Annotated in this window: 11 protein-coding genes; 7 read left to right on the top strand and 4 right to left on the bottom strand. The window is 46.2% G+C overall.

Annotated elements, in window-relative coordinates:
- On the bottom strand, positions 1 to 730 hold a 730-nt coding region (locus BUB28_RS16345), incomplete at its 3' end, for a pyruvate formate lyase family protein (RefSeq protein ID WP_278291552.1).
- Positions 731 to 1214: 484 nt separating this feature from the next.
- Complete coding sequence (locus tag BUB28_RS16340; protein WP_072952573.1) at positions 1215 to 2405, bottom strand: AI-2E family transporter; 1191 nt, start codon at positions 2403 to 2405, stop codon at positions 1215 to 1217.
- A 208-nt stretch (positions 2406 to 2613) separates the two neighbouring features.
- On the opposite strand from BUB28_RS16340, the gene BUB28_RS16335 reads away from it, so the two are divergent.
- From BUB28_RS16335 to BUB28_RS16305, 7 genes are all read left to right on the top strand, one after another.
- A complete protein-coding gene (locus BUB28_RS16335; RefSeq protein ID WP_072952572.1) occupies positions 2614 to 3351 on the top strand; it encodes a vWA domain-containing protein in 738 nt (245 codons plus the stop codon).
- A 9-nt stretch (positions 3352 to 3360) separates the two neighbouring features.
- Positions 3361 to 4392: a PP2C family serine/threonine-protein phosphatase gene (locus BUB28_RS16330; protein WP_072952571.1), complete on the top strand. Its 1032-nt coding sequence runs from the start codon at positions 3361 to 3363 to the stop codon at positions 4390 to 4392.
- 253 nt (positions 4393 to 4645) lie between these two features.
- The gene (locus BUB28_RS16325; protein WP_072952570.1) at positions 4646 to 5752 is read left to right on the top strand and encodes a SprB repeat-containing protein; all 1107 of its coding nucleotides are present in this window, start codon (positions 4646 to 4648) and stop codon (positions 5750 to 5752) included.
- Positions 5753 to 5989: 237 nt separating this feature from the next.
- Entirely contained in the window at positions 5990 to 6223 is a 234-nt protein-coding gene (locus BUB28_RS16320) for a hypothetical protein (RefSeq protein WP_072952569.1), read from the top strand.
- Positions 6201 to 6509, top strand: a complete 309-nt coding sequence (locus BUB28_RS16315; RefSeq protein WP_242940018.1) for an RNA polymerase sigma factor — start codon at positions 6201 to 6203, stop codon at positions 6507 to 6509. Before BUB28_RS16320 ends, BUB28_RS16315 begins: the two co-directional genes overlap by 23 nt.
- A 10-nt stretch (positions 6510 to 6519) precedes the next feature.
- Positions 6520 to 7851 (top strand): aminotransferase class V-fold PLP-dependent enzyme, encoded by a 1332-nt coding sequence (locus tag BUB28_RS16310; RefSeq protein WP_072952567.1) that lies wholly within the window; start codon positions 6520 to 6522, stop codon positions 7849 to 7851.
- Positions 7852 to 7919: 68 nt separating this feature from the next.
- Entirely contained in the window at positions 7920 to 8231 is a 312-nt protein-coding gene (locus BUB28_RS16305) for a DUF1292 domain-containing protein (protein WP_242940017.1), read from the top strand.
- Positions 8232 to 8533: 302 nt separating this feature from the next.
- Here BUB28_RS16305 and BUB28_RS16300 read toward each other — a convergent pair whose 3' ends face one another.
- Positions 8534 to 10450: a fructose-1,6-bisphosphatase gene (locus tag BUB28_RS16300; protein WP_072952566.1), complete on the bottom strand. Its 1917-nt coding sequence runs from the start codon at positions 10448 to 10450 to the stop codon at positions 8534 to 8536.
- A gap of 13 nt (positions 10451 to 10463) precedes the next feature.
- Positions 10464 to 11360, bottom strand: a complete 897-nt coding sequence (gene pfkB / locus BUB28_RS16295; RefSeq protein WP_072952565.1) for a 1-phosphofructokinase — start codon at positions 11358 to 11360, stop codon at positions 10464 to 10466.
- Positions 11361 to 11695 lie beyond the last annotated feature (335 nt).

Below are 11695 nucleotides of genomic sequence, written 5' to 3'. Positions count from 1 at the left end.
TAGCGGCAGGCTTTGAGATATCGAAGCCGTAGATGTTGCCAAGCTCCTTGAGCTCCTGCAATGCGCGAACCTGCTCAGCAAGCTCCTCGCGGAGTCTGATATTCTTTGAAGTCATTCTCACGAGAGATGTTTCTATCTGATGCTTTTTGTCCTCGATAAGGAGGTCGATGCCGTAGAGTGCTACACGGCGGTAATCGCCGATGATTCGGCCTCTGCCGTATGCGTCAGGAAGTCCTGTGAGAATTGCAGAGTGACGAGCAAGACGCATTTCGGGAGTGTAAGCATCAAAAACGCCCTGATTGTGGGTCTTTCTGTACTTTGTGAATATCTCAACTACCTCGGGGTCTACCTCGTAGCCGTACTCCTTGCAAGCCTGCTGAGCCATACGGATACCGCCGAAGGGCTGCAATGAACGCTTGAAGGGCTTGTCCGTCTGGATACCCACTATTTTTTCAAGGTCTTTATTGAGATATCCTGCTTTATGTGATGTAATTGTTGAAACGATCTTGGTGTCCATATCAAGAACACCGCCAGCCTCTCTTTCCTGTCTGGAAAGATCCATGACCTGCTCCCACAGCTTTTTCGTTGCCTCTGTAGGTGGTGCGAGGAAGCTCTCGTCACCATCGTAAGGAGTGTAGTTCTTCTTGATAAAGTCTCGAACGTTTACGGAAGTGGTGCTCCAGCGGCCTTCTGTAAAGCCGTCCCATTCCTTTGGCCATGTATTGATCATAACACATTACTCCTTTATAACATAATTATTATCCATAGATATATTATCACATTGATTAATTTTTGTCAATCTCTCTATTTGCCTGAATCAGCCTGAAAATGGCGTTTTTGGTTTTATCAGATTACAAAACCGCGCCGTGACATAAAAACCGCCTTTGAACTTCAGCGTATTATTGAAGCGTTTCGGCGGTCGGTGAATTACGGATATCAAAATGTTGTGAACTTGTTAGGGCAATTTGTGCATTTAATAGAACTTAGAACTAAGAGCTAAGAACTAAGATTGTAGGGACTCGCATTTCGCGTCCGCAAGCCGTTAGCTTGTAGTGAATTTCGCACTTGCGGACTGCCAAAGGCAGCCCCTAAAGATTGTTACTTGTAATTTCATTGTATACTGTGGGACGTCGAGGACTCCCAACAGGAGCTGCGACCCTCTGTCCTTCGGACATCTCCCTGTACTACAGGGAGTCACCGTCCCCTACAGATAACTATTTTCTGCTTACTTTTTTAGGCTTTTGCTTTGTCTTTTTTACGGGCTTTTCGTCAGTGGGAGCTATCCCGCGTTCGGCTTCCGCGCTTTCAAGCTTTTCAAATGAAAGCTTATAAAGTGTGCCTGCAAGGGGAACGCCCAACAGCATACCGAGGATACCGAAGAGTCCGCCGCCGATAGTTACTGCGGCAAGAGTCCAGATACTCGGAAGTCCTACAGTACCGCCCACTACCTTTGGGTAGATGATATTTCCCTCAAGCTGCTGCAATATAACTAAGAAAATGAGGAAAATAAGTGCCTGCATGGGATTTTCCGTAAGGATTATGAACGCGCTTACTCCTGCACCGATGAATGCACCGACTATAGGGATAAATGCGGTCACTCCCACAAGAGTACCCGACATAGCGGCATATGGGAGCTTTAACAGCTTCATGCCTATAAAGCACAGCGTACCCAGTATGATAGCTTCTATAAACTGTCCTACAAAGAAACTCTTGAAAGTATCGTTGGCAGTGTGTATAAAGTGAGAAGATTTATTGTTGAAGCTCTCGCTGAACCATAAACGCCTTAAACGGTTTATGTCGCATATGAGCTTATCCTTGCGCAGGAGCATATATATTGCGAAGATTATGCCGAGGACGATGTTGGTGAGGGTAGATGCTACTCCTCCTATTATTCCCCAGGCAGAGGATAATATGCCTGCAACTCCCGATGTAAGGACCTTTGACAGCTTTCCTGCAATGCTTGCCCAGTCAAATTCGAGATTTTCTATTTTCTCCTGTATATCGGGATATTCATTGAGCTTGCCTATGACGAAATCCTTTGATTTTGTAAAGGCAGGCGGTATCTCATCGTAGAGTACGCCGAATGCCTTGATTATCTCGGGGACCACTATACACATTATCAGTATTATCGCCGCTATAGCTATTGTAAAGGAAAGCACAAGGCAGGTAGGGCGGCGCGTTTTGACTATCAAAGGCTTTTGGCTTTTGGGAAGGTAATGCTTTTCAAAGAAATTCATCACGATATTGAAGATGTAGGCTATGAAAAAGCCTATCATCAGCGGCTTCAGTGCTCCTAAAAGTATAGAAACCAGCTTTGTGAATATATAAAAATTCTGTACGATAACGCATACTGTTATAGCAAGGAGAGCTATAAAGATATAGCGCCTTATCTCTTGTTTACTCATAGTCGGCTACAGATAAGCCATATCCCTCCGTTCCTATCTCTATAATCTCATTATACATTATATGCAGGCATATGTCACGGGGATAAATGTTAAATTTGTGTGAACATTTGCAGTACTTGACCGCAGGCAGATTTCATGGTATAATATAACATATAGACTAACAACAGTTAATTATTTTATGTTATTATATTGAACGGAGGTATACATCATGCCAGGTTTAGACGATTACGCTCCTGCTGTCAGAAAGGTAATGACACTTTTTTATGTCATCGACACTTCCGGAAGTATGCAGGGAAGCAAGATAGGACAGGTAGAATCTGCTCTTGAGGAGGTCATGCAGACCTTACAGGAAATAAGCGACGAAAGTGATGACGCTGAGATAAAGATAGCAGTACTGGAATTCTCCACAGGTGCTTCGTGGGTAACTCCCGAGCCTGTATCCCCTGAGGGATACCGCTTCAAGACATTTGAAGCCTGCGGTGTTACAGACCTTGGTGCTGCCTGCAAGGAGCTTGACAAGAAGCTTTCGAGAAATGAATTTTTACAGACTGCCGCAGGTGCATATCCGCCTGTAATACTCCTTTTCAGTGACGGCGGTCCTACAGATAACTGGGAGAGCGGACTTGACGCACTCAAGAAGAACAACTGGTACAAGCGTTCCATAAAGATAGCTTTTGCTATCGGTGATGATGCTGATAAGGACGTTCTTGCACGCTTCTCGGGAAGCTCTGAGACTGTTCTCGATGTAAAGAACAAGGATCAGCTCAGACTTATGATAGAAAAGGCAAGCGTTATCACAAGCGTTTTTGCAAGCCATTCAAGTACTGTTGACAGCGATACAGACCCCGTTGAGATATCCAAGAAGCTGGCTGAGGACGTTCAGACTCAGACCAACGATGCGCTCAGCGATGCCAATACTGCCGACTGGGACGAATCCGACTGGTAAGGAGAAAATATGGAGAGATTATCTTCCTTTGCTCAGACAAGCATCGGAGCTTCTCATCTTAGCCGTGAGCTTATATGCCAGGACAGCTCTCTCTGCGGTGACTTTGAGAATTATTCATTTGCGGCAGCTGCCGACGGTCACGGAAGTCTCTGCTATCTGCGTACAGACAGAGGTTCTAAATATGCGGTCGAGTGTGCTGCGGAATGTGTAAAGGAGTTTTTGGAGGGGCTTGATGATGCTGACGAGGTACTTAAAGACGAGCGTCAGCGCGAGCAGCTCTTCAATCAGCTGTGGCGCAGTATCATTGCCCGCTGGCATGACCTTACGGAAAAGGATTTCCTTGACAACCCCTTTACCGAGGAGGAGCTTGACCGTATCCCCGAAAAATTCGCAGGCTATCGTACAAGATACGAGGAGGGCGATTATATAGGTGCATACGGTACTACCCTTGTGTTTGCGGTAGTTACCGATAATTATGCCTTCGGTATGCAGATAGGCGACGGAAAATGCGTTGTCATTGACGGCGACAGCAATGTTTATGCGCCTATTCCCGAGGATCCGCGCTGCTATGAGAATGTTACCACTTCCATGTGTCAGGACGATGCAGCTCTTTCGGCAAGATTTTTCTATCTGCCAAAGGGACTTATGCCTGCGGCTGTATTCCTTTGTACGGACGGCGTTGAAAACTCATACTGGAACGAGGAGCAGCTTTTCGGCTTCTTCCGCGGTCTTGCACTTACCTTAGTGGAGAACGGCATGGAGGAAGGAATACGTCAGCTTGCGGAATTCCTGCCTGCTATGACCCGCAAGGGCAGCGGCGATGATGTTACCTGTTCAGGTATAATTGATATGAGAAGGCTCAGTGCCTGCTCGGACGGCATACGTGAGGATCTTGCCGCAGCAGCACCTATCGTAGATGAGAATGTCAGCGATGATGATATCATTTACATTGATGAGTCTCAGCCGCAGGTCGTTACAGATGCGGTCTCAGATGAAAATAACGATGCCGAAAACTCTGACGATGAGCAGCAGTCTGAGTGATAATTAAATGATAGTGTAGGGGCGTACAATGTACGCCCCTTTGTTATGCATATAAGTTTTTGTGAAGCAGTACGGTGATGATAGCTTTAAATAAAAAGTGACAAATGTCACTGGGATAGTGACAAATGGCATCTTGTATAAATAAAGCCTCGGTGTTAAAATAAACACATATTATGGGGGCGTTCATTTTTGGGGTGAAAAACGTTTACGGTACCGAACGTTTTATTATTTTATTTTAGGGAGGTTTTATTTTATGAGATCAATTTTGAAGAAGGCTTTATGTTTACTTTCGAGTGCTGTACTTCTGTGCAGTGCAACGGCTATTACAGCAAGTGCGGACGATCCGCCTGCAATATCCGGCGTCAGTGATAGTATCAATGGTCAGGTGCTCAGGCAAACGAGAAAGGTGTATTACATTGAGGATAAGGATTACGAGTTAGAGCCCGGGGAAAAAGTAGAACTGAAGGTGGAAAAGCGGAGAGAGGATTCAGAACTTGCCAGTATCAGAATAAGCTATCAGTGGTACAGGGACGGCAAAGAGATACCAAATGCAACATCATCAAGCCATCTTGCATCATCAAAGGGCAATTATTATTGTAAGATAACTCGCAGATCGACAAAAAAGGTCGGCTCAAAGCTAACTCATACATCATCGTCTGTAGATACAAACACTGTAACGGTATACAGAAAGCTTTACATAGACTATCAGAATGAATTATCCTACATAGATAATGCAGGTACTGCTACGATATATGTTGTTGCAAGCGGCGGAAAGGGTCCTTATACCTATGAATGGACGCTTGACGGAAAGAAGAAGAGTGACTATACGAGGTACATTATAGGTGTAGATGAAATAGGCACATGGCAGTGTAAGGTAACAGATAGCAGAGGAAAGGACGTAACGAGTAAGCCTATTAAGGTGTCTTATCCTCCGCTCGCAGTTTTAAGCTATACAGAAAGTGCGCTTATCAACTCATGGACTGAGGCTGATATGCGTCCCGATGCAACAGCAACGATAACTGTCAAGACCTCGGGCGGAACAGGGCATAATACATACTTTTTAGAGAAAAAGACTGAATATGGCGGCTGGAAGGAAGTTGCATATTCATATGAGCCTAAGTTTGATATCAGAAGAGATCAGATAAAAGATAATCCCGATACTTATTCTACTGTGAATTACGGTATTGACGGCTGGTACAGGACTTATTTCTCGACTAATACAAATTACTACCGCATAATAATAAGAAGCTATGGCGATTGGGGAAAAATAATAGATCGTACTGAGACAGGAGAGATAAAAGTTACCTGTGATAACGGTGCTGTATCTTACCAGAAGCTGGACGGCTTTGAGTATCCTTGAACTGTATAATTTTTGGGGCGTACTTATGTGCGCCCTTTAATTATGCCCTGACTATGTCGTGATTTGTCGTATTTTGTCGAAATAGACGATTTTGAAAAAAGCCCTTGACATTACAGAACGAATGTTCTATAATATAATCACAAGGAATAGAACGTTAGTTCGTAAAAGCTATCTTATCAAGGGTACAGCGTAATGCTGTTCGTGCTTCTTTATTTGTTTTTAAGGGGGCAAATAACTATGACCAAGCTTATCAACGATTACACCAAGAGCTGCTTCATGGTGAAGCGGCGTATCTCAGAGCTGACCAGAATGCGTGATTCTCTTATGAAAAGCGGCAATATCCTCAGGGTCAGGGAGCTTGACCTTGACCGACGTATAGAACTGCTGTATGAGGAGCATGGAGAAATGCAGGCGGTCATAGCTCATCTTACCGCTTATAAGAGGAGGCGTGAAGGCATTGTCGAAACGTAACTCTTATAAAGATACATTCACCGGGGAGGCTGACAAGGGCATACGACGCATACTGGGCTGCGATAAAGATGAGGAGGGAAATACGCAGAGACTGCGCCGTGTACTGTTAAAAGTTATTAATAATGAGCTTACCCCGAGACAAAAAGAGATAATTATGCTATACTATTTTAAGAACATTGATACTTCTGATATAAGTGAAAGGCTGGGAGTGTCGCCGCAGGCTGTTTCGGCGGCGATGTCAAGGGCACGTATGAGAATGTTCAGGATACTGCAATATTACATCTGAGGAGGGGACTATGGATACACCTATATATGACTTTCTTGTGAAATACGCTTCATCGGCAGTGCTCCGCGCTCATATGCCGGGACATAAGGGAAAAGCTCCTGTTAAGGAGCTGGAGGGCCTTTATTCTCTCGATATAACTGAAATAAAGGGGGCAGACAGCCTTTTCGAGGCTGAGGGCATAATCGCTGAGAGCGAGAGAAATACTGCGGAGCTCTATAGTAGCGTGGCTTCGGCTTTTTCAGCAGGAGGCTCGACACTGTGCATACAGGCTATGCTGGCTTTGATGAAAATGGAGAGACGCAGAGTTATCGCCGCAAGGAATGTGCATCGTGCATTTCTCAACGCCGCTGCTCTTTTAGGGCTTGATGTTACGTGGATAATGCCCGAATACAGCGGCGGGATACTTTCGGGAGAGCTGTCGCTTGCAGATGTGGAGAAGGTGCTTTCTGCAAGCGCTGAGCCTGCCTGCCTTTATGTGACTTCTCCTGATTATACAGGCAAGACCGCTGATATATCGGCTCTTGCGGAGCTTTGTCACCGCTATGGAGCAAGACTCCTTGTGGACAATGCTCATGGTGCGCATCTTGCCTTTTTTGAGAAAAATCTGCACCCTATCGCTTTGGGAGCTGACCTGTGCTGCGACTCTGCACATAAAATGCTGCCTGCACTGACAGGAGCGGCTGTGCTGCATACCTCATGCAGTGAGTATGCGCCGCTGCTCAAACAGGCTATGAGCTTTTTCGGGTCAACCAGTCCGTCTTACCTTATCATGGCTTCTCTTGACCTCTGCAACCGCTACATCGCCGAGTGCATACGAGGCGATATTGCTGCGGCTTTGCCGCAGATAGTCGCACTCCGCGAAAGCTTTAAAGGAAGGCTTGTTTTTGCCGAGGGAGAACCGTTCCATATAACGGTAAAGGCTGCCGAAAGCGGCTTCGACGGAACAGAGCTTGCGGAGCTTCTCCGTGCCGAGGGCGTTGAATGTGAATATGCGGACAGTGAGCTTGTAGTGCTGCTTATGTCGCCTTTTTCTTCCGACCTTGATTTTGTAAGGCTTCGCGCCGCGCTTGAGAGCGCGGTGGCGGGAGCTTCACGGAAAAGCTGCATAAGACCGATAATTACGCCGAAGCTCCCGCATATGGCTTTAGCCATACGCGAAGCCGCCTTTGCTCCGTCAGAGGAGATACCTGTAGGAGAGGCTGAGGGACGCATCTGCGCATCGGTAAAGGTGCCTTGTCCGCCTGCAATACCCATAGCTGCAAGCGGTGAGGTCATCGACAGTAACTGCATAGAGCTTTTCAGGGCATACGGCATAAAGACGGTAGTCGTCGTGAAAAAATAGGCTGAGCTATTGCAATTTTCAGCGATATGTGTTAAAATGAGATATATTATTTTTGCGGAGGTGTCTGTATGAGTGACATGAACGAAAAGGAACTCGATGAGCTTGAAGAAGAGGAAGCAGCAGAAAACTATATCACGCTCACCGATGATGACGGTAACGAGGTATCCTTTGAGATAATCGGTACTGTTGAATATAAAGAGCATCTTTATGCCGTACTTCTTCCATTCGATGATGAGGACGATGAGGTAGTTATTCTTGAAGTTATCCCGGGTGAGACTCCCGAGGAGGACGACTTTGTATCAGTTGATGATGACAAGCTTCTCGGTGAAGTTTTCGAGGAGTTCAAGAAGAATTACGAAGGCGAATACGAATTTGAGTAATGTATGATTAAAGGGCGCACAATGTGCGCCCTTATTTTTGTTGTTATTTCATTGAATGAGGGAGCGGCGCAACGCCGCTCTCTGACAATAGTAATTATACATAAAACTAAGCGTGAAACTTTGTTTAAAACGCAGAACATAAAAAATACTTTTTCAATAATCAACGGTTTTCCATTGAATTTCAGTCTTTTTCAGCCCTATTATAGAAAGGTAGCGGGACGTCGAGGACTCCCAACAGGAGCCGCGCCCCTCTGTCCTTCGGACATCTCCCTGTACTACAGGGAGTCACCAGCCCCTACAAGCTATTTGATAGCGCCTGCCTTGTAGGCTTCAAGAAGCTGGCGCAGGTCGTTTATCTTGTCAACTATCTCCTCGCCCTTGTCGGTGTCGGAAATATTCGCACGGCGGTCAAGCTTCTCGACAAGGTGTATTGTCGGAGTATTGCCGCTTTCGCCAGCCACAAATGGCTTGTGCTCGGCAAGATTGAGACTGTGTGAGTCGTATATCAGGGTATAGCCTGCAATTCCTGTTGTGGACTGGTAAGCTTTGGAAATACCGCCGTCGATGACGAAAAGTTTTCCGTCAGCCTTTACGGGGCTTTCTCCGTTCTTTATTTTTACAGGAACATGACCGTTGATGATGTGACCCTTTTCGTGGTCAAGTCCGAATAATTCCAGCAGGGACATACAAACCTCTGCATTTTCCGAGAATGTATAATAGGCGTTGTAATTCTCTGTGTGCAGCGACTTATCGGAAAGAAGTCCGCGCTCAAAGAAAGCCATTTTGTCCTTGCCGTAAAGAGGAGACTTTGCTCCGCACCAGAGATACCACATATAATCGCTGGCAAACTCCTTGTCCTCGCCGTTTCCGAAATATGCCTGATTTACAAGCTCGCCCAGCTTGTCAAGGAGTGCCTTGCCCGAGTATTTTTCGCCCTTTATGCTGACGCTCTGGAGCTGGCAGTTTTCGTCCATAGGTATACAGCCGTGGAAAAGGAGATTGTTGTTGCAGGTCTTGTACATTGCTCCCTTTGCGTAAATGAAGCGGATATGCCTCTGGAGCTTTTCACTGTGTCGGAAGGACGCTGTAAGCACCTTCATAAGCTCTGCCTCACCCTCCGAAAGAGTGAGAGGAGACTCAGGGTCAACGGTAGGGAAACTCTTGTCAAGAAGCATATGTATCTTGCCGTTTATGGTGACTGAGCCTGCTTTGAAGTTGGTCTTTCCGAAAAGGTCGCGGTCCTGCATTTCCCATTCGGGGTGCTTTGCAATGAGCTGACCTTCCAGCTTCATCTGTATAACGGTTATGGCTTTGTGCATTTTTGCCGCAAGGTCGAGGTCAACAGGGTCGTATATATTGTCATCGAGAGTGCTTGGAATATAGCGTTTGCAGTCGTCGCCTGCATAGGTCTCGCTTGCAAATACGGCAAGTGCGCGGAGGTTCAGTCCGTAGCCGTCCTCAAGCACATCGAAGTTGTTGTAGCGCATAGCGATGCGGATAACGTTTGCAATAAGAGCAGGATTTCCTGCGGCGGCACCCATCCATGAGATGTCGTGGTTGCCCCACTGTATATCAACATCGTGCATCTTCATAAGCTCGTCCAGGATAATGTCCGCACGGGGACCTCTGTCGAAGATATCGCCGATGATATGGAGCTTGTCTATGCACACGGACTGTATCAGCCTGCACAGGGAGATTATGAAGGTCTCGGCAATGCCTGTGCTGATGATAGCGCTGATTATCTCGTCGTAGTAGTAGTCCTTGTTTACGTCATCAGTGACGTTGAGGAGTTCGTCAAGTATGTATACCATATCGTTAGGTATGCGCTTTCTGATGCGTGAACGGGTATATTTTGCGGAAACTGCCTCGCATACGAGTATGAGCCTGTAGATGCTGAGTCTTTTCCATTCGTCGGACATCTCGCCGCTGTTTGTAAGGCGTGATATCTCCTTTTCGGGGTAGTATATGAGCTCCGCAAGCTGTTCGCGGTCACGGGCGGAAACGGTCTTTCCGAGGACTAAGTCTATTTTTATCTTTATCATGCCCGAGGCACTTCTCAGCATATGCAGGAAGGCTTCGTATTCGCCGTGCATATCACTGAAAAAGTATTCCGTACCCTTTGGGAGACTGCGTATAGCTGACAGATTTATTATTTCACTGGCGGCACTTTCGATAGTTGGGTACTCCTTTGCAAGTAGTCTGAGATATTTTATATCCATTGATGTCCTCCCTTCAGAGCTGTTCCATAAGCTTGTCTATGAGTTCCTTTTTTGCAAGTCCGTCCGAGAAAGCCGTAGCACCGCCGCAGGCTGTACCAAGCTTCAGAGCGTAGTCATAGCCCTCGGAAACGCCTGCGATAAAGCCTGCAAGCATAGAGTCGCCTGCGCCTACAGAGTTCTTGACCGTGCCTGTACAGGCTCCGCATTTGTAGAGCTTGCCTGTTTCGTCAAGGAGCACAGCTCCCTTTTCAGCCATAGATACGAGAACGTTCCCTGCGCCCATAGCCTGAAGCTTTACTGCGTGTTCAACTATCTCATCGTAGGTGGTTATATTTACGCCGAATATCTCACTTAACTCAAAATTATTGGGCTTGATGAGAAAAGGACGGTATTTCAGCATATTCATGAGCAGACGCTTGCTTGCGTCGGCAACTATCCTTATATCACGGTCTGACAGCCTTGAAAGTATCTTTTCGTATATGTCGTCGGGGAGACTGTTTGGTATGCTTCCTGCCAGCACAAGGGTGTCGCCGTCTTGTATTTCATCGAGCTTTTCCATGAGTTGCCCGATAGACTCGCTGTCGATATGTGGACCCTGTCCGTTTATCTCGGTCTCTTTGTCAGCCTTTATTTTTACGTTGATACGTGAGCTGCCGCTTTTCAGCCTTACGAAATCAGCGTCTATGCCCATATCCTTTACGCCCTGCTCAATGGCTTCACCTGTAAAGCCTGCCGTAAAGCCGAGTGCCTTGCTCTTTATACCAAGCTCGGCAAGTACAGCGGATACGTTTATGCCCTTGCCGCCGAAGAATATCTCCTCAGACTCGGAGCGGTTGACACAGCCTGGCTGTATTCGGTCGGTGCGCAATACGTAGTCTATTGCGGGATTGAATGTGACCGTGTAAATCATTTTTTAAGACTCCTTTTTTATTTCGGATCAAAAAGAAAGAAGCGTCTACCATTGGTAAACGCTTCCTTGGTGCGAGTAATGGAAATTGAAATTAATGCAGCCGTGATAAAATTTCCTTGTTATCTCAATAACGGCAGATCATCCATGATAGAGCATCGCCGTCAGTGTTTACCAAATGATATTATATCACAGATCTATCGCTTTGTCTACCACTCCGGGGATCAAGGACAAAGAGTGAGCATACCTTATCAATTTCAGCCGTTCCACCAGTTATTGTTGTTATTGTTCCAGTTGTTGTTCCACTGGTTCCAGTCGTTGTTCTGCTGCTGATTATT

Source organism: Ruminococcus flavefaciens, assembly GCF_900143025.1.
Taxonomy (GTDB): Bacteria; Bacillota; Clostridia; order Oscillospirales; family Ruminococcaceae; genus Ruminococcus; species Ruminococcus flavefaciens_I.
This window is presented reverse-complemented; position numbering and strand designations above follow the sequence as displayed.